Origin of the sequence: Methylacidiphilum sp. Yel (assembly GCF_004421185.1) — a bacterium.
Classification (GTDB): Bacteria; Verrucomicrobiota; Verrucomicrobiia; order Methylacidiphilales; family Methylacidiphilaceae; genus Methylacidiphilum.
The window spans coordinates 15726-40724 of the sequence record NZ_LXQB01000033.1; the positions used below are offsets into that span (position 1 = coordinate 15726).

At 41.4% G+C, this 24999-nt stretch carries 21 protein-coding genes; 3 read left to right on the forward strand and 18 right to left on the reverse strand.

Translation table 11 applies throughout. The annotated features are described in order from the left end of the window. Positions 1-11: 11 nt before the first annotated feature. Positions 12-845 carry a lipid-binding SYLF domain-containing protein gene (locus tag A7Q09_RS05950; RefSeq protein WP_244228571.1) on the reverse strand — a complete coding sequence of 278 codons (834 nt, stop codon included), beginning with the start codon at positions 843-845 and terminating at the stop codon, positions 12-14. Beyond that, a complete protein-coding gene (locus A7Q09_RS05955) occupies positions 772-1578 on the reverse strand; it encodes a hypothetical protein (RefSeq protein WP_134390369.1) in 807 nt (268 codons plus the stop codon). The genes A7Q09_RS05950 and A7Q09_RS05955 overlap by 74 nt, the downstream gene beginning before the upstream one ends. A 159-nt stretch (positions 1579-1737) precedes the next feature. On the opposite strand from A7Q09_RS05955, the gene A7Q09_RS05960 reads away from it, so the two are divergent. After that, entirely contained in the window at positions 1738-3921 is a 2184-nt protein-coding gene (locus A7Q09_RS05960; RefSeq protein WP_134390370.1) for a thioredoxin domain-containing protein, read from the forward strand. A 495-nt stretch (positions 3922-4416) separates the two neighbouring features. Here the strand turns inward: A7Q09_RS05960 and A7Q09_RS05965 are convergent, their stop codons facing one another. The 7 genes from A7Q09_RS05965 to A7Q09_RS05995 form a co-directional block, all read right to left on the reverse strand. Continuing rightward, positions 4417-5274, reverse strand: a complete 858-nt coding sequence (locus A7Q09_RS05965) for a hypothetical protein (RefSeq protein ID WP_134390371.1) — start codon at positions 5272-5274, stop codon at positions 4417-4419. Positions 5275-6590: 1316 nt separating this feature from the next. Continuing rightward, on the reverse strand, positions 6591-8225 hold the full coding sequence (groL, locus tag A7Q09_RS05970; RefSeq protein WP_134390372.1) for a chaperonin GroEL: 1635 nt from the start codon (positions 8223-8225) through the stop codon (positions 6591-6593). Positions 8226-8257: 32 nt separating this feature from the next. Continuing rightward, complete coding sequence (gene groES, locus A7Q09_RS05975; protein ID WP_009061560.1) at positions 8258-8557, reverse strand: co-chaperone GroES; 300 nt, start codon at positions 8555-8557, stop codon at positions 8258-8260. Between the two features lie 41 nt (positions 8558-8598). Further along, positions 8599-10521, reverse strand: a complete 1923-nt coding sequence (gene dnaK / locus A7Q09_RS05980; RefSeq protein WP_134390373.1) for a molecular chaperone DnaK — start codon at positions 10519-10521, stop codon at positions 8599-8601. A 138-nt stretch (positions 10522-10659) separates the two neighbouring features. After that, positions 10660-12090 carry a UDP-N-acetylmuramate:L-alanyl-gamma-D-glutamyl-meso-diaminopimelate ligase gene (mpl, locus tag A7Q09_RS05985; RefSeq protein ID WP_134390374.1) on the reverse strand — a complete coding sequence of 477 codons (1431 nt, stop codon included), beginning with the start codon at positions 12088-12090 and terminating at the stop codon, positions 10660-10662. A 39-nt stretch (positions 12091-12129) separates the two neighbouring features. Next, positions 12130-12846: a hypothetical protein gene (locus tag A7Q09_RS05990; protein WP_134390375.1), complete on the reverse strand. Its 717-nt coding sequence runs from the start codon at positions 12844-12846 to the stop codon at positions 12130-12132. 10 nt (positions 12847-12856) lie between these two features. Further along, a complete protein-coding gene (locus A7Q09_RS05995; protein ID WP_134390376.1) occupies positions 12857-13354 on the reverse strand; it encodes a nucleoside deaminase in 498 nt (165 codons plus the stop codon). Between the two features lie 480 nt (positions 13355-13834). Here A7Q09_RS05995 and A7Q09_RS06000 point away from each other — a divergent pair, with 480 nt between their 5' ends. After that, positions 13835-14713, forward strand: a complete 879-nt coding sequence (locus A7Q09_RS06000) for a folate-binding protein YgfZ (protein ID WP_134390377.1) — start codon at positions 13835-13837, stop codon at positions 14711-14713. A gap of 241 nt (positions 14714-14954) precedes the next feature. Here A7Q09_RS06000 and A7Q09_RS06005 read toward each other — a convergent pair whose 3' ends face one another. The 7 genes from A7Q09_RS06005 to A7Q09_RS06035 all read right to left on the reverse strand — a co-directional run bounded on the left by A7Q09_RS06005 (position 14955) and on the right by A7Q09_RS06035 (position 20696). Then, on the reverse strand, positions 14955-15407 hold the full coding sequence (locus A7Q09_RS06005; protein WP_134390378.1) for a helix-turn-helix transcriptional regulator: 453 nt from the start codon (positions 15405-15407) through the stop codon (positions 14955-14957). A 99-nt stretch (positions 15408-15506) separates the two neighbouring features. After that, the gene (locus A7Q09_RS06010; protein WP_134390379.1) at positions 15507-15830 is read right to left on the reverse strand and encodes a tetratricopeptide repeat protein; all 324 of its coding nucleotides are present in this window, start codon (positions 15828-15830) and stop codon (positions 15507-15509) included. Positions 15831-15849: 19 nt separating this feature from the next. Beyond that, the gene (gene cobA, locus A7Q09_RS06015; protein ID WP_134390380.1) at positions 15850-17388 is read right to left on the reverse strand and encodes a uroporphyrinogen-III C-methyltransferase; all 1539 of its coding nucleotides are present in this window, start codon (positions 17386-17388) and stop codon (positions 15850-15852) included. A gap of 23 nt (positions 17389-17411) precedes the next feature. Next, the gene (gene hemC, locus A7Q09_RS06020; RefSeq protein ID WP_134390381.1) at positions 17412-18311 is read right to left on the reverse strand and encodes a hydroxymethylbilane synthase; all 900 of its coding nucleotides are present in this window, start codon (positions 18309-18311) and stop codon (positions 17412-17414) included. Beyond that, positions 18308-19372, reverse strand: coding sequence for a glutamyl-tRNA reductase (gene hemA, locus A7Q09_RS06025; protein ID WP_134390382.1), 1065 nt, complete (start codon positions 19370-19372; stop codon positions 18308-18310). The genes hemC and hemA overlap by 4 nt, the downstream gene beginning before the upstream one ends. 5 nt (positions 19373-19377) lie before the next feature. Then, complete coding sequence (locus tag A7Q09_RS06030; RefSeq protein WP_134390383.1) at positions 19378-20187, reverse strand: inner membrane protein YpjD; 810 nt, start codon at positions 20185-20187, stop codon at positions 19378-19380. A gap of 62 nt (positions 20188-20249) precedes the next feature. After that, positions 20250-20696, reverse strand: coding sequence for a GatB/YqeY domain-containing protein (locus tag A7Q09_RS06035; RefSeq protein WP_134390384.1), 447 nt, complete (start codon positions 20694-20696; stop codon positions 20250-20252). A gap of 98 nt (positions 20697-20794) precedes the next feature. Here A7Q09_RS06035 and A7Q09_RS06040 point away from each other — a divergent pair, with 98 nt between their 5' ends. After that, a complete protein-coding gene (locus A7Q09_RS06040) occupies positions 20795-21913 on the forward strand; it encodes an LptF/LptG family permease (RefSeq protein ID WP_134390385.1) in 1119 nt (372 codons plus the stop codon). Between the two features lie 212 nt (positions 21914-22125). On the opposite strand, the gene A7Q09_RS06045 is transcribed toward A7Q09_RS06040, so the two are convergent. Then, positions 22126-23229, reverse strand: coding sequence for a Xaa-Pro peptidase family protein (locus A7Q09_RS06045; RefSeq protein WP_134390386.1), 1104 nt, complete (start codon positions 23227-23229; stop codon positions 22126-22128). Positions 23230-23248: 19 nt separating this feature from the next. Continuing rightward, the gene (locus A7Q09_RS06050; RefSeq protein WP_134390387.1) at positions 23249-24904 is read right to left on the reverse strand and encodes an efflux transporter outer membrane subunit; all 1656 of its coding nucleotides are present in this window, start codon (positions 24902-24904) and stop codon (positions 23249-23251) included. Positions 24905-24999: the final 95 nt, after the last annotated feature.

A 24999-nucleotide genomic window follows, 5' to 3' on the forward strand; every position in this document is an offset into this window, starting at 1 on the left:
TTCAAAGAAGCTTATGGCGGAGAAGCTACAACCCTTTCTGCTTGTTTTACTGGCAAACTTCGATAGGGCTCTAAGAGAGCCTGGATCAATCGCTGACCACTTTCAGGAACAGCAATTCTTCCAGAAAGGATTTGATAAGGTATGCAGTTGGTTTGATAATATTTCCAGTTTGTTTCGGGGTCAGCCACCAGATCAATATTTCCTATGGCAATCCCTTTCAACTTTTTCTTAGAAATTAGATAGACATAAACGGCAGCGGTCGGAGAAGTGGCTTGGTCTTCTGTTAATTCAACTAATCCTGGTTGGGCACTCTGCCCAACCCCGATATTGCATTTGGTTCCCTTGATTAGCAAATCAATTGTTTCCTGGGTATTGATAACCAACAATAGATCTGCAGATAGGAAACCTACGCTGAGTCCCAAGTCCCATCCAGATACCTTTACTGCCAATGGGCCTGACCAACGTCCCTCAGGAAGCCGAACTATAATCAATCCAACCCCTTGCCTTTCTTTCATGAATAAGCTAGCTTGGTAGAGACTGATAAACCCTATGCCTTTTGCCTGTTGAAAGATCGGTTCTGGAACATTATCCTTATATCGATTTTTCATCATTTGAATAAAAGTCACCACTTGATCAATTTTTTTTTCAAGGTTCCATGCCCAAAGCTCTTGAATGGAAAAGACTAAAAACAAAAGACTACAAAAGATCGGCCAAAGAAAGGTCTTTGTCTTTTGTCTTCCTTTCTTTAACAATATCATGAGGTTAATTGAATTAATGACGATAAGTTTCAATGCGGTTGATCCAGCCTGCAAGCCATCTTTCCTCATGACGGCTAGGGGGTGCATTTTTTACTCTTCTCTTTAGCACGTTTTCAGCAGCCTGGCAAAATGCATCGATCGGATCTCCCCCATCCATTTCTTCCAGAACTTGTAAAAGACCCCATCCTTTCCCCTTATACCTCTCGGTAGGCCAAGTTCCATCCCCTTTAAAATTCACATAATCTACCAAAGCGTATACCCCCCTTGGAGATTGAGAAAGCAAAATAAAATTCTCTTCCACTTTTCCCTTTTCGTTTGGAGGACTCAGTGCCAACATTTTGGGTAAAGCATTTTTTAGCTTCAGAATCGCAAACTGAATTTGAAGAGGAATAGTATCTAATAAAAAAAGCTTTAATTCCTCCATCTGCCTACCTCCTTCGGCAGCATAAAAAACTGTGCGCGTAGACCAAGGGCAATTGGACTGAGGAGTTAACCACCTAGGCAGCTTAGCTCCATTCTCAAGGGCAAACTCTAAGAAGCGAGGGAAACTTTCTTCAAAAGGACCTTTCTTTCCGGCTGGGTACCATATAAAATGACAAATGCCCAAAGAAGCAAAATCCTCGCCCACATTCCATGCCAGTAACCCGGAAACTTTTCCACCAGACTCATTTTCCCAGATTTTTTTTCCTATGAGCTCCGCTTGGCTTGCTGTCAAAAAAAGTTCGACTCTCTTTTTTTCTTTTCCATAAGCCAAGGCAAGGACTGGTATCCATAGCAACAGAAAGGAAAATAAAGAGAGGCGACCGATCCGCCAAGACATTCTTATCCTCCCTCTCTTTTTCAAATCTAAAATGTAGCTCCTCTTTGAACAGATAGTTGGGGAAAATTGACTTTCTAATAGAATTATCCGAAGATATAAAAAAATAAAGAACTGATTTTTGTTTCTAAGAACTGTTCTTTTCCAACCAAACCCTCATTCATGAATACTCTGAGCAAAGAAAAAAGTCCTTACCTACTCCAACATGCCCACAACCCTGTCCAATGGCAGCCATGGACCGAAGCAACTATCCAAAAAGCAAAGGAACTTAATAGGCCAATTTTTTTATCTGTTGGCTATTCAACCTGTCATTGGTGTCATGTGATGGCTAAAGAATCTTTTGAAAATCCAACAGTTGCTGAACTGCTCAATGCTTTTTTTATACCTGTAAAAGTAGATAGAGAAGAAAGGCCCGATATTGATCAGTTCTACATGGAATTTGTCCAAGCTTTTTGTGGACAAGGAGGATGGCCAATGAGTGTCTGGTTGACACCAGATTTAGAGCCATTTTTTGGCGGCACTTATTTTCCTCTAGAAAGTAAATGGGGACGACCTGGATTTATTGATCTGCTTAAAAAAATTGCTAATCTTTGGCAATTTCACAGATCAGCTCTTCAACAACAAGGTCAGGAAATACTCAATAAAATGCGAGAAAGCATCCTTTGTTCTATAGAAATTGAAAGCCAGCCAAATTTAACACAGATAGCAAGAAAAACAGTGGAACAACTTTGGGTCAATTTTGATGGAGTGTATGGTGGCTTTTCGCCTCCTCCGAAATTCCCACGTCCCAGCCTTTTCTTTTTTTTATTTAGGGCTGGTTCCTTCAAAGAACTCCCTGAACCCCTTCAAAATAAGGCTATGAGGATGGCCCTTTTTACTCTACAAAAAATGTCTTGCGGAGGCATTCATGATATCTTGGAAGGGGGATTTCACAGATATTCAGTAGATGCACAGTGGCGACTACCACATTTTGAAAAAATGCTCTATGATCAAGCACATCTAGGTTCAGCCTATCTGGAAGCTTTCCAAATAACTAGTGACTTTCTTTTCAAAGAAACGGCCACTTCTCTTTTCGAATATCTTTTTAGCCATCTCTATAATCCTGCTGGAGGGTTTTATTCAGCCGAAGACGCTGACAGCCTGACTTCTTCAGGAGAAAAAGCTGAAGGAGCTTATTATTTGTGGACTATGGAAGAACTTGAAAACATTCTCGAGGAGGTTGTAGGGAAAGAACGAAGTAAAGTATTGGCTTCATTCTTTGGAGCCACCAATCAAGGCAATCTTCCAGAAGGATTAGCAACTGAGCCATCAATGCGGTTAAAAAACATGCTCTTTTTTTCTAAACCGCTTTCAGCGTTAGCCGAAGAGCTTAAAATGCCAATAGAAGCAACTAAAGAGCTTTTTTTAAAAGCAAAAACCGCCCTAAAAGAAGCCAGGTTGAAACGACCTAAGCCTTTTTTAGACGATAAAATCATTACTGCTTGGAATGGTTATGCGATCTCTGCTCTGGCAAAGGCTTCCATGGTGTTAGCTGACAGTCGATATTTAAACGAAGCTAAAAAAACAGCGGATTTTATTCTAGAGCATCTTTGGGATGCCGATAGTAAAATCCTTTACCGTATTTATCGCAATGGCAGAGGATCTATCCCCGGCTTTGCTTCCGACTATGCTTCTCTTTCCGCTTCTCTACTCGACCTTTTCGAAGCCGATCAAGATGAAAAATGGCTACTGCAAGCAAAAATGTTTCAAGAGCTGCTCGAAGAAAAATTCGCTGATCCCTACAGACAGCAATATCTTTCGAGAGCCGTCGAAACAGTAGCATCGATTATTCAAACAAGAGAAGAATATGATGGAGCAGAACCTGCGACTCTTTCTCTATCGGCGTATGCTCTATTGAAGCTGTTCAGCATAACCGGAGAAGAAAAATGGAAAAAAAGGCTAGAAGAATTGTTTAACAGCGCATGGCCTATCTTAGAAAGATTTCCAACCGCATTACCTTATTTTCTAGGTGTGTATTTGGAATACTCCGTTCCACCCACCGAAATTATTATTGTGGGAGAAAAAGATGACTTAAAAACAAGAGCCTTCTTCAATGCCTTATCCAGTGTGCTCATTCCTAATCGGCTCTTTTTAGTTCTTGATCCTCGCCAAGGAGTACCCAGAACTTTCAAATCTATAGATTTTTATTCTAATCTTCTTTCAATTTATCCAGGATATCCTATTGCCTATATCTGTGCAAGGGGCCAGTGTAGCTTGCCACAGACCGAGCCTGAAAAAGCAATAGAGCTCCTTAAATCTCATGCCACTTTATTTTTAGAAAAGGATTATCTTCCCTCTTTTGATTGATCGGCTGCGGGCTCCTTTTTTATGACAAGGCTATTAGCTGTCTTTTAGCTCTTTTTCCCATGATTGCATTTTGCCTTAAAACCAAAACAGTTTTTAGCATGGGCGCACTTAGCAGCGCAGTTACAATTTATTTTTGAAACAGAGGATTGAGCATGGGAGTCTATTAAAAAACCGCCAACAAATAAAAAAAAGGACAGCCATAAAGAAACAATAGTTCGTCTTTTCATAATGTTTTATTATACCAATATATACCAATATCCTCCTCTGAAATAAACGATGAGAATCTGGATTATGTTGTTTATTAAAAGGGGAAGCAGTGAAGCAGTGGATCAACAGAAGCTCCTGCACAAGGCAATGTGTATTGGATTAAACCTATAGGGGCTATTTTTGAATCCACCTACTCACTACTAGTTGATTGTACAGAATTGGAGAGTTTTAAAAGTTTTTTAAGCAACAGCGATCAATGCCATTAGCTATTCTGATTTCCTTTAATCTTTAGGGCCAGAAATTGTATTGAATGGCACCCCATCCTTCAAAATCCTGGTACCAGCCAGAGTGAGAAACTAATGTATGAAATCCGGCCTGCGGAGAACCTTGAAATGTAAAATCCATTGGAGCAATGAACCTAGTGGTATAGGCAATAATCAAATCCCAATGAGGGAAAAGTCTTAAAGCCAATCCTCCAATCAATTTGGAGGTAAAAGCTAGAGCAAATGAGCTTTGTCCAGGAACAAGAAGTTCCTCTGCATGTGGTCCAAAAATACTTTCATCGATAAGCCAATTAAATGCCACCCCAAGAGTTATTCCTATAAATGGAACAAATCGAGTGGCATTAGCAAAATTGACGACGCCAGCAATTTCTGGAATAAAAGACTGATTGGTACCATTGGCATACGATGGAGTCGCTGAAAAGGAATTATAAGAGAATCCCGAAGAACTTACCTGTCCATAGTTTAAGACAAAGGCTAGAGCTGGAATTGCTTTCCACCTTTTATCAGAAAAAAGACCGATAGCAGCTTCTTTAAAATCGTATCCTAAATATAGCCCCCCAAAATATCCTGCATGGGGCTGAGTATATCCCTCTGTATGTCCAATTCTACCTGTTGGAAAGTAAGCCGAAGCAGAGGTTCTAGATACTGATGGCCAAAAGCCTCCTGAAAAAAAACCTACAAATAAATCTTTTCCCCAGGTTTTTGTAGCCTTTCCTTGAATAGTTTGCTCTCTATCCACAAGAATTTCCTCTATATCTTTCATGTCAACTTGAGCATGGACCCACCAGCTAAACCACAAAAAGTAAAAAGTAAATAGGAATCCTATTTTATTTAGCATATACTCCAACGAAAACTGAGCCATTTTTCCTCCACATAAATCCACCGGTTGAATGGAAAGAAAAGCGACATTTTCTTATTTCTAGTTAAATGGTAATATAAAAAAGTAAAAGCATTATTCTTCAAACTTATTCTTTATAATTTTAACACCCTATTCCCCGAAGGAGATGAGCCACTAGAGCTCATAGATCCAGCCGTATGATCTTTTTAGGAAGAATCCCCTACCGTTTCAAAATGTCCCTTAAGTCTTTTAAGAGCAACATGACAACGTCGACCCCTGTCCAAGAACTATATTACCTTAAGGGATTCCTCTGATACTGAACCTCCCCATGGCTAAAGCCAGGGGGTTCTGGGGATGAGACACGCTGAATACTTGCACCCCTCCCGCTTGCATGAGAAGCCAAGCACTGCGACGTGCCCGTTCTCATCGTCGGCTTGCGTTCCCCTTCGGCAGACGGCCCGATCTGACGCCCCGGAGGCCGTGGGAGGTGGCAACGGCCGGCTCCGCTTGCAGGTTGATCGAAGCTCGACGGCCGCCCGCCGCAGGAGCGGTTCCGCACCCGGCCACAGGCCATCTTGGCCTGGCGTGCATCGAGCCTGTCTTCGGAGACGAAGCGAGCAAGGAAGGCGTAAAAGAGCTCCCTTTGGAGGGGCAGCAGCCGGAAGTCGCAGCGGTGGACCCGCACAGACAGCAGCTTCTTTTCGATGCGCCCGCAGAGGCATGCCTGCGAGAGCATGGTAGGACGCGTCGGGAATTCGTAGAGTCTGCCGCCAGCCCTCTCAGCCTTGCGGCAAACGATGCGGACGAACATCCTCCTCACCTTGACCTTCATGCTCCCTCCGAAATTCTTCTGGAAACTTTGATATGAGATCTTCTCGGTCTTGATGATATTCCAGGTTGTAAGAATCTGATTCGCCAACTCACCGTGGCTTCTCTTGCGCTCGGCTACAAGGCGTCGCTTAGTTTCTTTAAGCCGTTCCTCGAAGAAGCCGATACCGCAAGGAGCCGATCCACCTCTGAGTGGCTTTCTTCACTGTCCGGTCCTCATGGAAATTGCTCGGGTTTGTTGTCCGGCGCAAACGGCCAAGCGCTCTCTGGACGGGCCTAAGCTTGCGACAGGGCTGCTCGACCCTCGGGCAAAACTTCTCCAGGCAAGCTGCGGTCTCCCCGACGATCGCGACTGTAGAAGGGCCGATATCGAGGCAGGCTGTCTCCTCGCCGCGCCTTCTGCCTCATTGTGATCTTCCAATCCTCAGACTTTGTGCATTACCAGCGTCGATGCGGCAATAAAAAAAACAAGCCAGGATTTCCTTCCTGGCTTGTTTTTAGAATCTACTAACTTAATATTCCATATCCCCCATTCCACCGCCGGCAGATGGGACGGCTGGTTTCTTTTCCTTTTCAGGAATTTCAGTAACCATCGCCTCCGTAGTAAGCAGTAAGCCAGCAATAGAAGCGGCATTTTCAAGAGCTGTTCTGGTAACTTTAGTCGGATCAACGATACCAGCTTCAAACATGTCTACAAATTTATGTGTAGACACATCAAAGCCTTCGTTCCCTTTTCTAGCTTTCACTTCGTTAACAATAACGCTCCCTTCTAATCCGGCGTTATAAGCTAGGGTTCTCAGAGGATATTCTAGGGCCTTATACACGATATCAGCGCCAATTTTTTCATCCCCTTTCAAAGAAAGCTCCTCGATCGCTTTCTGGCATCTCAACAAAGCAACTCCACCACCCGGGACAATGCCTTCTTCTACTGCAGCCCTTGTTGCATGGAGAGCATCTTCTACTCTAGCTTTCTTTTCTTTGAGTTCCGTTTCCGTTGCAGCTCCAACCTGGATCACCGCAACACCCCCAGCTAGCTTGGCAAGTCTTTCTTGGAGCTTTTCTCGATCATAATCCGAAGTGGTTTCTTCTATCTGCCTCTTGATCTGATTGATTCTCCCCTGAATTTCACTTCTGCTTCCAGCACCTTCGATAATCGTGGTATTTTCCTTTTCCACGACGATTCTTTTAGCCCTCCCAAGATCTTCGAGCTGTACGTTTTCAAGCTTTATGCCCAGATCTTCTGTGAGGCAGCGTCCACCTGTCAATATAGCAATATCCTCGAGCATTGCTTTTCTTCTGTCTCCGAATCCGGGAGCTTTGACAGCACAAACCTGCAAAGTTCCTCTTAGCTTATTGACAACAAGAGTAGCTAAAGCCTCACCTTCCACATCTTCGGCAATAATCAACAGTGGTTTACCGGCCTTGGCTATTTTTTCTAGCAATGGCAATAGATCCTTGAGGCTGGAAATCTTTTTCTCATGAATCAGAATATAGGCATTTTCTAAAACCGCTTCTAACTCTTCAGCGTTTGTGACAAAATATGGAGAAATATATCCCCTGTCGAATTGCATGCCTTCAACAACTTCCAGAGTTGTTTCAATGTGTTTGGCTTCTTCGACAGTTACTGTTCCATCTTTTCCTACTTTATCTAAGGCATCAGAAATGATTTCCCCTATAGAAGTATCCCAATTTGCAGAAACCGTAGCCACCTGCTTGATCTCTTCTTTTCCTTTGACAATATGAGATATTGCTTTTAGTTGCTTGACTACAGCCTGGACAGCCTTGTCAATTCCCCGCTTAAGATCCATTGGATTAGCCCCTGCTGTAACATTTTTCAACCCTTCCTTGTATATCGATTCAGCAAGAACGGTGGCTGTTGTTGTTCCATCCCCTGCGACATCGCTTGTTTTTGAAGCTACTTCCTTTACTAATTGAGCTCCCATGTTTTCCCATGGATCCTCCAATTCAATCTCTTTGGCAACAGTTACACCGTCTTTTGTGATAGTAGGGGAACCGAATTTCTTATCAAGTATAACGTTGCGTCCTGCTGGGCCCAACGTGCATTTAACCGCCTTACTTAACTTTTCGACACCACGTAAAAGGGAATGCCTAGCAGATTCATCAAAAATCAATTGTTTGGCAGCCATTGGTTACCTCCTTTTAATAGTTTATCGTTTATTTATTCTTCAATGATGGCCAAAACATCGTCTTCGCGAAGAATCTGAAAGGATTCTCCATCGATTTTTACTTCAGTTCCACCATATTTGCTAATGAGAACCTTATCTCCTTTTTTTAGCTCTATAGGAATCCTTTTCCCGTTTTCATCCAACTTTCCAGGACCAACAGCAATAACCGTTGCTTCCTGGGGTTTTTCTTTGGCTGTATCCGGGATAATGATTCCTCCTTTTCTTACTTCCTTTTCTTCGTTGAGCTTGACCAATACCCGCTCACCTAAAGGGCGAATTTTCGGTTCAACCATCTTTACCTCCTTTTTTCAAGTTTGTACCAAAACCTTCCGCGCTAGGAGCCTTGAGGCTTATCCTTGTCAACTTTTTCAAACTCCGCATCGATTACATCGGATTTTTCACCACCTGATCTTGGTGGCGGAGAAGAACTCGAAGAAGACTTGGATGAAGCCGCTCTATACATTTCTATTGAAATGGCTTGGACTTTTTCGTTGAGCTCCTCCATAGCTTTCTTGATAGCATCCGTATCATCTCCCTTAATGACTTCTCTAACCTTCTCAATGCATTTCTCAATCTCCAGCTTCTTAGCTGAATCGACTTTGTCTCCGTATTCTCTCAAGAGCTTTTCGGCTTGATAAGCAGCATTATCCGCATTGTTCTTAGCTTCAGCTCTCTCCTTATTCTTCAGATCCTGTTCTCGATACGCTTCGGCCTCCTTTGTCATCCTTTCTATTTCTTCCTTAGAAAGTCCGCTGGAGCCTGTAATTGTTATTTTTTGCTCTCTACCTGTTCCTAAATCTTTAGCAGAAACATGAAGAATTCCATTGGCATCTATATCAAAGGTTACCTCAATCTGCGGCACCCCTCGAGGAGCTGGAGGAATACCGTCCAAATGGAAAACTCCCAACAGCTTGTTGTCTCTAGCCATGGGCCTTTCTCCCTGAAGCACTCTTATTTCTACACTTGGCTGGTTGTCTGAAAAAGTGCTGAATATTTGAGATTTGCGAGTAGGAATGGTCGTATTCCTAGGAATCATAGGAGTCGCAATGCCTCCAGCTGTTTCAATAGAAAGAGTCAAGGGAGTAACATCTAACAGCAGCACATCTTTCACTTGCCCCTTTAGCACTGCTCCTTGTATTGCTGCCCCAACAGCCACTACCTCATCAGGATTCACTCCCTTATGAGGTTCTCTGCCTATAAGCCGTCTAGCTGTTTCAATGATTTTCGGCATTCTGGTCATCCCCCCCACTAGCACAAGCTCATCAATGTCGGCAGCCGTTAATTTTGCATCCTTCAAACAGTTGAGAACAGGCTGAACCGTTCTTTCAGCAAGATGTTCGGTCAGTTGCTCTAGCTTGGCTCTCGTTAATTTCTTCTGAATATGCTTGGGGCCTGTTTGATCAGCTGTTATAAAGGGCAAATTGATCTCATATTCAAGGGCGGAGGATAAGGCTATTTTGGCTTTTTCAGCCTCTTCTTTGATCCTTTGGACTGCGTCAGGTTGACCATGCAAATCGATCCCTGTTTCTTTTTTGAAATCTTGAATAATCCATTCCATTATGGCTGCATCCCAATCGTCTCCTCCAAGATGCGTATCCCCATTGGTTGCCTTAACTTCGAAAACCCCCTCCCCAATCTCCAAAATAGAAATATCAAATGTTCCTCCACCTAAATCGTAAACGGCGATCCGCTCGTCCTTCTTTTTATCTAGTCCATAGGCAAGAGAAGCTGCCGTCGGCTCATTGATGATTCTCAATACTTCGAATCCAGCAATTTCACCGGCAGCCTTGGTGGCTTGACGCTGGCTATCGTTGAAGTAAGCAGGAACTGTGATAACCGCTTGGGTAATTTTTTCTCCAAGTTTGGATTCTGCATCCGCTTTCAGTTTCATCAATATGAAAGCAGATATTTCCTGAGGCGTATAGATCCTTCGTTCTCCTCCTACCTCTACTTCTACAGCACAATCACCATTCTTGCCTTCTATCACCTTATAAGGAACCCTTTTTATTTCTTCTTGAACTTCGCTAAACTTTCTTCCAATAAACCGCTTTATGGAATAAATAGTATTTTTAGAATTGGTAATCGCCTGTCGCTTGGCCGCCTGACCTACCAATCTTTCTCCACTTTTTGTAAACGCCACCACAGATGGGGTTGTCCTCGCCCCTTCGGAATTCTCCAAAACCACTGGTTGGCCGCCCTCCACTATCGCCATACAGGAATTCGTCGTACCTAAATCGATGCCTAATACGTGTGCCATACTTTTTATAGAGCATAAAATATGCCATAAAAAAATAATTTTTAAATCTTATTCGAATGCAAAGAGATATTTAAATAGCGGTTTTTTATATCTTTTGTTAGGAGAGCATAATTGTGTCATTTTGTCCCACTAGAGTGGTCAAATGGATCCACTCGATTTTTTCAGTGTTTCAACTAATCTAGAAGGAAGCCCATAAAAAGAGCCATTGCTGAAAAACACGACAACATCTCCTGGGACCAATACTTTTTGAAGCCTTTCCAGGATATCTTCCGGTGAAGAACAGAAATACGAGGGGATGCCTTTGCGATTGATATCCTGAACAATTTTTTCTGGATTCAGTCTTTCGGTAGGAGGAATCCCTTCTTTGTTCGCTACTTCACTAACGATTACTCCATCAGCAAAAGACAGAGAATGGGGCAGCTCTTTTTGAAAAACAGCTCTTCGAGTTGTATTGCTCCGAGGTTCAAATACTGACCAAATCCTTTTTCCAGGATAACGTTGCCGGATAGCTTGGATTGTTTTATAAATGGCCGTTGGATGATGACCAAAATCATCCAAGATTTTGATGCCACAAACCTCCCCCAATATTTCAAGCCGGCGTTTGACTCCAAGAAAACCCCTCAATGCTTTGGCTATCACTTCTGGTCTTATACCATAAAGGGTGGCTGCTGCAATAGCCATCGCTGCATTCCTAACGTTATATTCCCCAGGCATTGGTAAAAAAAATGATTCCCCAAGCATCTTGAAGTTACTACCTGCCTCTTCGTATGCAATTTCACTGATCTGAAAGTCTGCCTTTTTCCCCAATCCAACGGTATAGACCGGCGCCAAGGAGCCTTTGGCTACTTCCGCAATGGTTGGATCCTCCTCTGGAATGATTAAATGGCCTGTTTTTGGAATTAGATGAACAAGTCTTTTAAAGGAAAGCAAAATATCTTCTAGGCTCGAAAAAATGTCTGCATGATCATATTCAATATTATTTATAATAACTGTTTGAGGAAGGTAATGGAGAAATTTACTCCTTTTATCAAAATAGGCTGTATCATATTCATCTCCCTCCAAAATCCAATAGTCACTTTGGGTATATCTGCATCCGGAAGCAAAATTTTTAGGAAGCCCCCCAATAAAAAAGGAGGGATTAAGGCAAGCAGATTCAAATAGCCATACTAGTAGGGAAGTGGTAGTGGTTTTCCCATGGGTCCCAGTGACAATGATATTCTGTTTGCCGTGAAGAAAGAAAAATCTCAATATTTCAGGCAAGGACACAAAAAGATATTTTTTTTCTAAAACCGCTTCCAGCTCTGGATTACCTCTTTTGATCGCATTTCCAACTACAACTAGGGTTCTATCCACTTCCTTTGGAAGATTTTCTGCTTTGTATCCTTCCGCTACCACTATTCCTTTCTGGCTCAAAAAAGTCGATAGGGGTGGATAAACATTTTCATCTGATCCTCCTACGACATAACCCATATCTTTGAGCATCGAAGCCACAGCTCCCATAGCCGTCCCACATATTCCCAAAAAATGGAACCGAAGCTCTTTAGCAAAAAAGGGGGTTATTGCCGCCATGAAGGCCAATTCCTACATTAAATGAGAAAAAAAGCAAGACTATTCAGTAAAATAGGAATTTAACTTCGTATTAATAAAATTTTCGATTTCCTGGATCCGGAAAGTGGGCCAGAGAAAAAGTTTTTCCCAATGGCTGACGATTTTATCGATTCCAGAACTTAGAAGATAAAATTTCCAACGTAATGAATGAACAATAAAAGGATCAAAACTACAAAAACCAATGAATTTTTGGGAACCAATGTCAGTAGCCCGGTTCAGCTGTTTGCAGACAAATACCACCTCAATTTTCAAATTCCTAAACAAATAAAACCGATACTTTGCTAACCGTGGATGTACTGGATGAATCAAATCGATATTAGAAGGCAATCCTTCTAAGGGATGGATACTCCATATCCTTATACGATCAAGTTTTTTAGATAACTGTTCATATCTTTTTTTATGACTAGCAAAGTTTTTTGTTCCATCTAAAAGAAGCGTTAGTTCTCCCCCCTCCTCCCCATTTTCCAAGGCCAGATCTTCAATGGTATAACCAATTGCTTTCTGGACATAGCCATTAAAGAAATGAAGGTGATCAGTATTTGGAATCTCTACGAGCTCTTTAGGCAAGATACCATTGGTTGGACAATATCTTAATTTAACAGAGTAAGTCGGTAAACAGCTTCGCTTGAGATTCTCATGGAACTTTTTTTGAAACAGCAAATTGATATCCTTTAGTAGATCTTTTTCACCCGTGTCATGAACTGTTTTTTCTTCCATGATATTGACATTAACTAATCTCAATATCGCAAAGTGGCAACTCCCTTTTTTTATTTCTTAGAACAAAAAAAAAACTTTTCATTAACTCCAAAGACTCTTCAGATCTAATTCCAGAAGTAATTTCCAATTTTTTTCCCCCATTGAAAAAAAATGTGCGAGGTCGAAAAATTCCTTTTTTAGGGTCTTCAATACCAAATACTACTCTTGCAATGCGACTCAATAGGATAGCACCATAACACATTAAGCAAGGCTCTTTGGTGACATAAATAGTCGTTGCTGTTAGCCTCCAATCTCCAAGAAGAAGCTGCGCATTACGGATGGCTTCAATTTCGGCATGAGCTGTTACATCACAACCTTCCTCCACCCGATTTCGTCCCATTCCCAGGATCTTTTGCTCCCGCACAATTACTGCCCCAATTGGAACTTCTCCCTTTTCGAAAGCTTCTAGAGCTTTCTCTAAGGCTTTTCCCATGAAATAATTATCAACTTGTAGCTGGTCAGTTTTCATGGCTATATGCTATAGTTGATATATTCTTTTTAGAATAAGAATACCATGTGTTGGTTCCTGCGCACAAACTACAGGACTTAGCCGCCTCTAGATCCTTTCTATTGGTTCTTTCTGCTAGAAGTAGAGAACTATTCCCTTTACGAGCAAATCGGGAGTCTCCACCCTATTAATTAATATTTTTTTTCTCAGTAATAACAACGATATTTGTCCCCGTTTTCGATTCTTTGCTAGCAGCTCAAACCCTCTACAAAACCTAGAACATAAGGACAGCTATGCCTAGACTCTCTCCTTCTCTGCCCAAAAAGCATGGAGCATGCTGCTCATTAACTCAAAGATTGACGCAGAAGGTTTAACTATTAAAATTAAAAAAAGAAAATTACTCTTCTTTTGTTCATAAAAGTTTATTGCTTCTAATAGATCAGCAAATGAAGAGAACCAAAGCAGCGATCCTTTTGAACCTATTAATTGAATTGTCTAGGCATGAGTGAGAAAATCATTTATGAAAAATTAGTCCAAGGAGAGCCTGGATGGTGTTCTTTAAGGGATCGGAGTCTTTGGAAGGTTTATGGCAAAGACAGGACAAAATATTTAAATGGACAAATCCCAGCTGATCTTTCTTCTCTACCTGTAGGACAATCTGTACACACGGCAGCACTTAACAGAAAAGGAAGGATCGATTGCGAACTTTGGATAGCCAATCAGGAGGAGGCATTTTATATCGATGCGCCAAAAGAGAACGAAGAGAGTACGGAGAAGCGATTAACAAGTTTTCTAGTCGCAGAGAAAGTTTCGATCGAACAGCTAAATGACTCCTATAGACTCTATCATTATTTTGGGCTAGAGTCTCCAAAAGGCTTCGAATTGTGTTTTTTTAACAAAAGATTTGGTATTCCTGGATGGGACATATGGTCGAAAACTGTAATTGAAAATTTCAGTTGTATGGAAGTACCTCCCAGGATATTGGAAAGTTTCCGACTCGAAGCGATGATTCCTAGATGGGGCTCTGAGCTAACAGCTAATATTATAGCTTTGGAAGCTTTTCTTAACAAAGAAGCAATAAGCTTTACAAAAGGTTGTTATGTTGGTCAGGAAATTATTTCTAGAATCCATCATTTGGGACAAGTAAACCAGCTTTTAACTCTTTTCATTTGCCTTGATGACAGTATTCCCCAATGCGAGCAGTTATCCGACAAAAATCAACCCGTTGGTCGGCTAACTTCCAGTTGTTATTCCTTTGGCTATGAAAAACCAATTGCTTTGGGATTCCTAAGAAAAGAATATAGAAAAGAAGGAAATGTATTGCGTAGTTCTAATGATTATTGTTTAAAGATCCTAAAAGCCCCACCCCCCATTGGATAGATGCTTGTTTTTCTTAAAAAGCTTCTTCAACTTTCTTTAGCTCATCTTAACAGAAAGCAACGCCTTGCTCCTCAGAAAGAAAGAACACTTTTCCTTCCATTGCTTCTTCTGCAAAAAGTATTTCTGGAAAGGCATATAGTGCCTGATCCTTATCCAAGAGCACCATAGCCTATGTCAATCCCTAACAAAAAAAAATAGAGCAGAGAGAGTGTGAATCAAAAAACTAAAATGGGAAATATTTTTACTTTTGATTTTTAATTTTTTCGTCTTTCTCAGATTTTTCCAATGCCTCAGGCTCGATAGTAGATTCTTCTATTCTATATTTGCTTTTACCAATTTTTATAAGTCCAGGCGTTTTCTTTCCGGTTGTATAAAACCAACTGTAAAGATTATTTATCTTTACTCCAAGCTTTTCAGAAAGCTCTTTTACAGTCATTCCCTCGTTCCCAGCTTTTCTTAAAGCCTCCAGTATCGAGTTTTTAAGATGTCCTGGAATACTCCCTTTTTCTGGCCCCCTTTTTTTTACTGATACTCGTGTTTTCTCGATTCTTTTCTTGGGAACTTTGATCCCTACTTTCCAAAGAGTTTGTATCTTGCGCTCAATTTCAGAAACCTTTTCCTGAAGTTCTTCTTTTTCCTGTACGAGCTTGGCTAGTTCTTTTACTTCAGCACTCGTAAGTTGTTTGAGTTTCATATAGTTGTTATTTTATTTTAAAATTCTTTATTTAATTAAGTATAACAACATTATTTTATGATGTTTCTCATTTTTATCAAATACTTTTATATAAAAACCTTAGGATGATTTTTTCCACGAAAAAATTCTGGCTTTAAAAGAAGCTTTTTCTGCTTCTATCTTATTCCCTAACCTCATATAAGCCAAGGAAAGGCTCGTCCAAACCATAGAATCCTCCGGCCGTAGTTCAAGAGCCTTTTTATTAGCTTCGATCGATTTTTCGTATTCCCCTAATTTATAATAGGCCATTGCCAAGGCTTGCCATCCTTCAAAATAGGTGGGATCAGTCTCTACACTTTTTGTATAATAAAATTTAGCCTTTTCTAAGTCTCCCACAGCGAGAGCTTCATTACCAAGTTCGTAAAATTCTATTTTCGATTCCATAAGTTATAGGTATAAACTGTTAGTCACCAGCTCTATTTTGTTTGACAACTTGAAGAAGAGTCTCAATAAGCCCATCAATACTATGTTCTTTTGATTCGACATACACTTCTTGTTGAAAATCTTTTAAGGCCTTTGTTGTGAGAGGTCCTATGCTAACAACTTTAGGTATTAGAGAGGTATCATGGCATTGGAGGTTCAGTTGATGCCAATATCTAACTGAACTGGCGCTAGCAAATAGAATCCAATGGGCTCCAATATGTTTAAATCTCTCTCTGTGCCCACGGACATCTTCGGTTTCGGGTTCAATAGCATATAAAGACCATTGATCGACACTTGCTCCCTGTGTTTTTAACGCATTGGCTAGGCTATCATCGGCTAAAGAGCTTCGCGGCAGTAAAAACCGTACCCCCTCGATACGCCTTTGATAAAAACATTCCCCTAAGCTGATGGAAGTAAATTTTTCTGGGATCACATCCACATGAAGATGGAAAGAGGCGATGGCTCGAGCGGTTGACTTTCCAATTGCTCCCAGTTTTACTTTTCCGAGCTGTCGGATATCATTAGTAAACTGAAGGAATTGATCAAAAAATATGTCTACTGCTGTTGGACTCGTAAAAAGAAGCCAATCATAAAAGGCATCAATATTTTCTAATATTTGTTTCTGCTTAGCATCCAATGGCTGAGGGATAATTCTAATTGTCGGAATTTCCAAGACTTCAGCTCCAAGTTCAATTAAGCGCTTTGCTAGTCTTGAGCAAGCTTCTTTGGTTCTTGTCACCACCACTCTTTGTCCGTAAAGAGGCTTATTTTCAAACCACTGCAATTCTTTTCTAAGCCGAACCACCTCTCCAATGACAATGATAGCAGGCGGAGTAAATATTGAATGTGTTCCAGACAATATGTCCCCTAGGGTAGATTCTACCACTTTTTGATAAGGAAAAGTTCCCCAGGATATAATAGCCAGCGGCGTCTTAGGATCCATTCCTGACTCTATAAGACTCCTTACGATTGCACCGATTCGCTCCACTCCCATTAATATGACCTTCGTTCCCTTTAATTTGGCGACCGTCTCCCATCCTATAGCCGAAGATTTCTTTGCGGGATCTTCATGTCCCGTGATAATGGTTAGCACCGAAGCATAATTCCTATGGGTTAAAGGGATTCCAGCATATGCAGGAACAGCTAAAGCGGAACTTACCCCTGGAACTATTTCAAAAGGAATTCCAGCTTGCTTTAAAGCCTCCGCTTCTTCTCCTCCCCGGCCGAACAAAAGAGGATCTCCCCCTTTTAATCGGACTACATTCTTTCCTTCAGCCGCTTTAGAGATAAGCAACTGTTCTATTTCCCGTTGTGAATAAGCCGCTTTGCCGGCAATTTTCCCTACATAAACTTTTCTACAATGGTTGGAAGCCCAATCTAAAATTTCTGGATTACAGAGATAGTCATAGAATATAAAATCGGCTTTCTCTATGAGCTCTTTGGCCTTGAGCGTTAAAAGCAATGGGTCTCCAGGGCCGGCGCCAACAAGAAAAACCGTTCCAATCTTTTGATCCTTCATTTGTTGCTTTTCCTCAATCCAAATTACAGTTTTCTTAACAAATGGGCTAACTCTTGCCCTAACTTTTTAGCTTCTTGAATTTGGCCAACAACTTTCCCCTCTTTTGGTCGCAGACTGCCTTGAGGCCACCATATCCCATAGAGGACTAACTTAGATCTTTCTACCTTCGCCATGGCCCCCACAGCCGTTCTGCATCCCCCTCCAAGTTCATAAAGAAAGGATCTTTCAGCACACACTTCACAAGCCGAAGGAAAATCATTGAGGAATTGGACAAGATCCTGCGTCCTTTTATCTCCCTGTCGTGTTTCCAAAGCTAAGGCTCCCTGACCTGGAGCAGGCAGCATCCAATCCAGTCCGAGGTAGGTGCAAAAAAAAGAAGATAAATCTATCCCAAGCCTTTTTATTCCTGCCATCGCCAAAATGGTTCCCATCCATTCTTTATTTTCCCTAAGCTTTTTTAACCGTGTTTCAACATTGCCTCGAATGGGAACCACTCGTAGATCTGGTCTCTTTCTTAACAGTTGATTAGCCCTCCTGGGACTTCCTACTGCCACAATGGCCCCAGGCTCAAGGCACTCAGGATGCGGATAATGAAGGCTTACCCAGCAATCTCTTGGATCTTCCCTTGGGGGTATGGCCGCAATCTCTAATCCTTGAGGCATCTCCACAGGCATATCTTTGAGGCTATGAACAGCCAGATCAATTTCAGCTTCGAGTAATTTTTTTTCTATTTCCTTTGTAAAAATTCCTCTTTGCTGGATTGCTTCTAAATGCTCATAGTCAGACAACTGATCGCCTGTCGTCTTTATTATTTTTGTCTTTATCTCTAGATCCGGATACTCCTGCTTCAGACGGTCAATAATACTCTGAGTTTGAATTAAAGCTAGCGGGCTACCCCGTGTTCCAATAACAAGTAAGTTCACGCGATCCTAAAATTTCTAATAAAACCTGATTCTGTAGCATTTAATGAACCTATCATCCATTGATAATATCTTTCGATATGCGGCGCTATAAGAGTTTTGCATTTATCTACCTCAGCCAGGCGATCTTTTAGATTCTGGTCGGCAATCGACTGCAAATCATCAATGTTATAACAATAGACTCCATCTAAATCTTGAACTGCCGGGTCAATATCCCTAGGAACGGCAAGATCTATGAGGAAAAGTGGCCTGCCCCCACGCATCCCCATAAGGGGGGCCAGTTTCTCTCTAGTGATTACATAATGGGGAGCGGCCGTAGAGCTAATAAGTATATCCACTTTGGATATTCGATTTGGAAACTCAGACCAAGGAATGGCTTCGGCTTTTATCTCTTGGCTTATAGAGAGGGCCTTTTCAAAAGTGCGATTGGCTACTAAAATAATATTACCCCCTTTTTTTTGAAGAGCTTTGGCAGTAGTTTCACTAACGACTCCGGCACCAACAATCATGATAGAACAACCAGAGAGCCTCCCAAAGAGTTTTTCAGCTAAATCAACAGCCACAGCACTCACCGAAATACTCCCTCGTGTGATCCAAGTCGCAGATCGTACTGCTTTAGCTGCGGCAAAGCCAGACTGGAATAGCTTGTTTAAATACTTACCAGCCATACCCTGCTTTTTTGCAATTAGATAAGCTTCCTTTAGTTGGCCTAAAATTTCGGTCTCCCCCACAACCATGGATTTTAAACCACTGGCAAGTTCAAAAAGATGTTCAATGCAATTTTTGCCCTTGTAAAAATGAGAATATAATTCAAAGGGTAATTGCTTTTTATGGTATATTTTCAGAAATTCACTCCAACTTGTTGAAGCCTGATCAGGATCTTTACTGACCGCAAAAAATTCCACACGATTGCAGGTAGAAAGTAACACCGCTTCTTCTAGTTGCATCATTTCTTTCATCATGGAGAGCGCCTGAGGATATTCCTCGCTGCGGAATGCTACCTGTTCACGTAATTCAATGGAGGAAGTATCAAAAGAAAGCCCGCCCCCGAAGAGAATTTTCATGGTATTTAAAATCTATGAAATTGACTAAAATAATTTATTCCCCAAAATGTTAAAAAAATAAATAAAAAGCCGCCAATCGATAGGATAGAGAGTCGCTTCATCCCTGGATGAAAAAGAAAAGAGCAGAAAACCAGATAAAGATAAAATAACCAGATTCCAATCGACCAGCTAATTTTTACCCAATCCCAAGAACTTTTCGGAGATATCAAAATGCCTCCTATAAGACCAGCTGTCAGCAAAACAAGCCCCATCAATAAAATTCTTTTTTGAATATAAAAAAGATCCCCTATAGGCGGGAACCAAAAAAATAAGGAGGAAAGTTTATGGGTTTTGAGTTCTTTATCTTCCATCAGATAAATGACTGCGGCAAGGGCTGCGATTCCAAAAATCGCATAAGCTAATATCGAAAAAGCCGCGTGCACTTCAAGCATCCATCCTAATTTAGGTATCAGCTTGGGGGTATCGGGTCGACCACCCAAGCCAATCAGATTGATCAAGAAAGCAGTCGGAGCTGTAAAAAAACCTAGAATGGAGATTCTATAAGTAGAGCCGATGATAAAATAAATAAGCAGTAAAGCCCAAGAAAGAAATGCAAGAGTTTCCAGAAAATTGGTAATAGGACAATGATTGATAGAAATGCCTCTCAAATATAAAAAAAGGGTTTCTAAAAAGAAAGCGATAAAAAGAAGAATAAAACTTAACTTATCTCCTCCCGTCCGCTTTTTAGCTCCTAATATAAAAAAACCATAAAGAGAAACACAAAACTCAAGAACAGTAGCAAGAATCAACCAGATTCTTTCCTGGCTAATATTCATGACGATTCACCGATCCGTTTTTTCGAGATAGGTTCTACCATTCTTTCTTTCCGCAAAAGGTCTTAACCCAGATACTTTTTTACCAGTTCTTGAAGCTTCTTACCATCCGCTCTACCCCCAGCTCTAGATATCACCGTTTTCATAACCAGGCCCATCTCTTTTCTATCTTTAGCCTGCGTTTCTTCAATGACTTTCTTGACGAGGGCTTCCATTTCTTCTTCGGACATCGCTTCAGGCAAAAACTCTTTTAAAATAGCTACTTCCAACTTTTCTTTTTCCACTAGTTCAGGTCTGTTGGCTTTTGTGTATTCAAGAATTGACTCTTCCCTCTTTTTTATCTCCTTAGAGATGACTCCAATGATTTCTTGATCCGTCAGTTCTTTTTGGGACTTTTGGATAGCGGCATAATTAATCGCCGACTTTAGTAGCCTTAAGGTGGAGATTTTCTCCAATTCCTTTTTCTTCATCGCTTCTTTTAGTTGCTGATCAATTTGTAATTGCAATGCCATACTCTTCCCTCACTTTTCTTTTAGGTTGCATTTTTTCTGTTACTTGCCGATAATTTGTATCAATCCATTTCTATTGTTTTATTTTATTCTCATCTTTCATGAGAACAATTTATAAATTTCTTTTTCTAGAACTTTTTAAAAATTCTCTTATAACTACCACCATTTTGACCTTTTTTCTGGTTATTGCCAATGCTTTCCGAGATTTATCAGATCTTCTTGTAAATAACGAAGTGCCTTTGTGGATTTCCCTGAAACTCCTTTTATCACTGATTCCCTTTGTCCTGACATTTACTTTACCATGGGGACTGCTCATTGCCGTCATTCTGCTATTTGGAAAAATGTCTCAAGACAGAGAACTGGTTGCTTTAAAAAGTGCTGGGATTAGCATTGGCGCGATCATGGCTCCCATTATTTGGTTTGCGCTCCTTTATAGCATTTTTAGCTTTGCCATCAACGCCTATATTGGGCCTAAAAGCAGGCATGCCTTTAAAGAAATCTTCTCTGATGTCATGCTTCACAACCCACTATCTTTTTTCAAAAGCAGCAAAACAATAGACCAGTTTGATGGTTTTCGTTTATATGCTAATAACCGCATAGGAGCTAGACTTCAAGATGTCTACATATGGGAAACGGATGCTGAGCTTCGCCCCTTACGCTCTATTCGAGCCTCAGAGGCTGATATCGAACCCGATCTAGCTCACCAAAGAATTCTTCTAACTCTCTGGAATGCACGACAAGAAGAAAGGAACATTGCAGACCCTCAAAATGTAAAATTGGTCATGCCTGGTTCGCGAGCCACCCAACTGCCTTACGAAATATCACTTGCCACCCTATTCGACCGGTTAGCAGTCAGAAAAAGCATCGGTCTTTCCACTCTGGATGAGATAGGTCGACAAATTGTAGCCGCTGATTTATTCGGTTTTACTTCTAATCCAACCCCTGTATTGACCGAATTTCAGAAAAGATTGGCTTTTTCTCTTTCTTGTTTTACCTTTGTTTTGGTAGGCGCCCCACTAGCTATTCAAGTCCAAAGAAAAGAAACTTCCATTGGGGTAGCTTTAAGTTTATTCATCGTACTTTCTTACTATGTCATCGTTCTTCTTGCTGATGCTTTAAAAGCAAAAACAAATTTTTTCCCAGAGCTTATTATTTGGCTACCCAATATCATTTTTCAAACCCTAGGATTCTGGTTGATATGGAGAGTCAATCGGAAGTGATTATTTTTTGCCTCCCTTTTCCTAGGAAATCTAAGGGAGTTCGCCAGGAGGCATTGTTGGGCCAGGGAACCCAGGGAGAGCTGGCGGAGAAGGGGCGCTCGGCTCGGGAGCTTCATCAGGAGCTTTTGGCTCATTTTCTTGGAGCGGAGGCAACCAAAATAAAAACATATTCATAGTATTTTTATAAAGCTTTATATAGGATAAAAGGCTTTTCAATCAATTTCTAATTTTTCTTCAATTTTGGTTAAATTTTCTACTCCTTCTTTCTTAATGACAACCATATCCTCCAATCTCACTCCTCCGATTTCTGGATAATATAACCCTGGTTCGACCGTGATCACCTGGTTGGTTTTAAAAACCGCTTTTCTAAACCTGGGTGGTTCATGGATTTCAAGCCCTACACCATGGCCTAACCCATGAAAAAAACCAACCCATCGACCATTTCGGATTTCTGTTGGGTAGCCTTTTTTAGCAAACCTCTGTCGGATTTCCTTTTCGATTTTTTTGCCATTGACCCCTTCCCGTAATACACTTAAAACCCACTGTTTAGCTTCCTGAACCGTTAAGTAAAGATCACGAAGGGCTTGGGAAGGAGTGCCTTTGACCACCGTTCGACTCAGATCGCCAAAATAACCTGAAGTTTTATCTCTTGGAAAAATATCAATGACAATCGACTGATGAGGCATGAGTTTTCCTTTTCCAATTTCATGAGGATCGCAAGCTTCCTTTCCACAGGCCACAATAGTGTTGCTGGCCAAAGCTCCCTCTCTCATCATTGCAATTTCTATTTCGTCTCTCAGTGTCTTAGAGTCTAAAACTTTCTTTCGCCACTGAAGCGATTCATCCTTGCTAATTTCACTTTCCCTAAGGATTTCAATAGCTTTTTTCATCCCCTTCTCTGCAACACGCAGAATACTGACAATCGCTTCTATTTCTTGTTGGGTCTTCACGGAACGTTCGGGAAAAAATTCGCCTTGTTTAGGGATAACTTTTATCCCCTTTTTTCTAAGCGCTTCCGCTAACCCTAGAGGGAAGTTAGAAGGAACGGTGAGCTGCCGAAGCCGAAGTTTTCGACAAATTTCTTGGATTAGAAGGGAAGGAGAGAGTTTTTCTTCCTTAACACCGCTAGCTTCTTCATAGGAAAGCACAACATCGGCCTTAGCCTCTCGTTTTGCTCGATCAATCTCAAGCTTACTAAAAAAAGCATAGCTTTTTGTCTCTGTTTCAATCCAAAGAAAAGGATCAGGAACACGGATCTGGGTGGCATAAAGCATATTCGGATCGTTTTCGCTAGCAGCATACATCATTCTAGCCATAGAAAACTCCTATCCGCTTTCAAGATCTCGAGGAAGACTTCATTTTGGGATTTGCCCCAACTGGCCGCATGCTGTAATCTTCCCATCCGCCTCCCAATGCTCTAATCAAAGCCACTGTTGCAATAAATCTTTCCCCTAGGATTTGGAGATTAAGCAGTTGGGCATTTAGCCATACCTGTTCGGTCGTATCCACTTCAATATAATTCACTAATCCCTCTTTAAATCGAACCAAGGACACGTCAAACTGATCTTTGGCAAAAGCGACTGTTCGCTGTTGTGCCTCTTGCTGCGCTTCAAGAATCTTCAAAGCGGCAAGAGCATTTTCGACATCCTGAAAGGCTACAAGTACCCCCTGTCTGTAATTGGCGACAGCCGCTTGATATGCCGCTTTGGCTTGTTGGAGGCCAGCCACCAATTGACCTCCTTCAAAAATAGGAAGACTGACAAAGGGGCCGAGAGTCCAAAACCTGCTTGAGCCATTAAAAAGCATTTCTACAGTAGAACTCAGTAACCCTACCGAAGCTAAAAGATTTACAGAAGGAAAGAAAGCACCTAGAGCCACACCAATGTCGGCGTTAGCCGCAGCCATTTGTCTTTCGGCTTGAGCGACATCAGGTCTTCTCTGTAAAAGATCCGAAGGAAGATAGTCGGGCAGTACGGGTGGAGATCCAGAAATTGGATTGGATGCAATCTTTACAGAAGAAGCAGGTTTACCCAAAAGCACTGCAATGGCGTTTTCAATTTGGGCTCTGGTGTTTTCCAATCCAATATATTGAGACTGGAGGTTAGCCAAATCGGTTTTAGCCCTTGCCAGATCAAGCTCATTGGCTAGCCCTCCATCATATCGGCTCTGCACCAAATAAAGATTATCCCTAAACACGTCTATCATATAGCGGTAAACAGCCAATTGAGCATCTATATAACGAATGGAAAAATAGTCAGTGGCAAGTTCTGCATGCAATGTAAGAAGCAGAGATTCATATGCGGCTTGCGTGGCTTGAGCAGAGGCTTTAGCTGCTTCCAGTTCGCGCCGATACCTTCCCCAGATATCAGCCTCGTAGGATGCAGCAAGAGGCAAAGCCCATTCGTTCCAATAAATAGGTAATCCAGTCTGAAATTGAACAAATTGTCCTGTCGGACCAGTAGAACTAAGAACAGGTGCAACCACAGGATGCTGTAGAAAGAAAAAGGGTTGGTTTTGAGAAAATCGTAAGCGCGAATAAAAAGGATAAAAGCCAATGTGAGGGAAAAAATTGGAAAGTGACTGAGTTACAAGAGATCTTGCCTCCACCACTTGTGCATAAATACCCTTGAGCTGTTGGTTGCCAACCAACAGCTGCGCTTCCAGTTGATCCAAAAGAGGGTCTTTGAAAATCTTCCACCACTCCCCTTTAGCAATCGCATCTTGTGGAAGGGCTTTTTTCCAACGGATCCCTTCGAACCTTTTACCAGAAGCAGTCTGTTGCTCTATTATCGAGACATTGTCCTGGCCTGTCGAAGGTTTTTCAGCATTAGGGCTGTTCCCCCACTTAAAAGCCAAAGGTGTTTCCACTGCTGGTCTATGGTAGTCTGGACCAACCGCACAGTTAGAAAGAGCTAGAGCTAGGGGGAGAACTAATAGCCTTCTAAGAAAGGGTTCTTCCCAACAGTTCTTTGGAAAAGAAGCTTCTTTCATTATATGCTTTTAGTGGGTTAATAGGAGGAATGAAAGTTTTAAGTTTATTTTCTTTTTTGATTCCTTTCCATTCTTGAGGCCTTTTATCATTTGAA

Excerpts from the sequence above, each read along its gene's own strand:
- A7Q09_RS05950 (WP_244228571.1), bottom strand. The coding sequence starts at position 845 with ATGCACCCCCTAGCCGTCATGAGGAAAGATGGCTTGCAGGCTGGATCA.
- A7Q09_RS05955 (WP_134390369.1), bottom strand. The coding sequence starts at position 1,578 with ATGTCTTGGCGGATCGGTCGCCTCTCTTTATTTTCCTTTCTGTTGCTA.
- A7Q09_RS05960 (WP_134390370.1), top strand. The coding sequence starts at position 1,738 with ATGAATACTCTGAGCAAAGAAAAAAGTCCTTACCTACTCCAACATGCC.
- A7Q09_RS05965 (WP_134390371.1), bottom strand. The coding sequence starts at position 5,274 with ATGGCTCAGTTTTCGTTGGAGTATATGCTAAATAAAATAGGATTCCTA.
- groL (WP_134390372.1), bottom strand. The coding sequence starts at position 8,225 with ATGGCTGCCAAACAATTGATTTTTGATGAATCTGCTAGGCATTCCCTT.
- groES (WP_009061560.1), bottom strand. The coding sequence starts at position 8,557 with ATGGTTGAACCGAAAATTCGCCCTTTAGGTGAGCGGGTATTGGTCAAG.
- dnaK (WP_134390373.1), bottom strand. The coding sequence starts at position 10,521 with ATGGCACACGTATTAGGCATCGATTTAGGTACGACGAATTCCTGTATG.
- mpl (WP_134390374.1), bottom strand. The coding sequence starts at position 12,090 with ATGGCGGCAATAACCCCCTTTTTTGCTAAAGAGCTTCGGTTCCATTTT.
- A7Q09_RS05990 (WP_134390375.1), bottom strand. The coding sequence starts at position 12,846 with ATGGAAGAAAAAACAGTTCATGACACGGGTGAAAAAGATCTACTAAAG.
- A7Q09_RS05995 (WP_134390376.1), bottom strand. The coding sequence starts at position 13,354 with ATGAAAACTGACCAGCTACAAGTTGATAATTATTTCATGGGAAAAGCC.
- A7Q09_RS06000 (WP_134390377.1), top strand. The coding sequence starts at position 13,835 with ATGAGTGAGAAAATCATTTATGAAAAATTAGTCCAAGGAGAGCCTGGA.
- A7Q09_RS06005 (WP_134390378.1), bottom strand. The coding sequence starts at position 15,407 with ATGAAACTCAAACAACTTACGAGTGCTGAAGTAAAAGAACTAGCCAAG.
- A7Q09_RS06010 (WP_134390379.1), bottom strand. The coding sequence starts at position 15,830 with ATGGAATCGAAAATAGAATTTTACGAACTTGGTAATGAAGCTCTCGCT.
- cobA (WP_134390380.1), bottom strand. The coding sequence starts at position 17,388 with ATGAAGGATCAAAAGATTGGAACGGTTTTTCTTGTTGGCGCCGGCCCT.
- hemA (WP_134390382.1), bottom strand. The coding sequence starts at position 19,372 with ATGAAAATTCTCTTCGGGGGCGGGCTTTCTTTTGATACTTCCTCCATT.
- A7Q09_RS06030 (WP_134390383.1), bottom strand. The coding sequence starts at position 20,187 with ATGAATATTAGCCAGGAAAGAATCTGGTTGATTCTTGCTACTGTTCTT.
- A7Q09_RS06035 (WP_134390384.1), bottom strand. The coding sequence starts at position 20,696 with ATGGCATTGCAATTACAAATTGATCAGCAACTAAAAGAAGCGATGAAG.
- A7Q09_RS06040 (WP_134390385.1), top strand. The coding sequence starts at position 20,795 with ATGAGAACAATTTATAAATTTCTTTTTCTAGAACTTTTTAAAAATTCT.
- A7Q09_RS06045 (WP_134390386.1), bottom strand. The coding sequence starts at position 23,229 with ATGGCTAGAATGATGTATGCTGCTAGCGAAAACGATCCGAATATGCTT.
- A7Q09_RS06050 (WP_134390387.1), bottom strand. The coding sequence starts at position 24,904 with ATGAAAGAAGCTTCTTTTCCAAAGAACTGTTGGGAAGAACCCTTTCTT.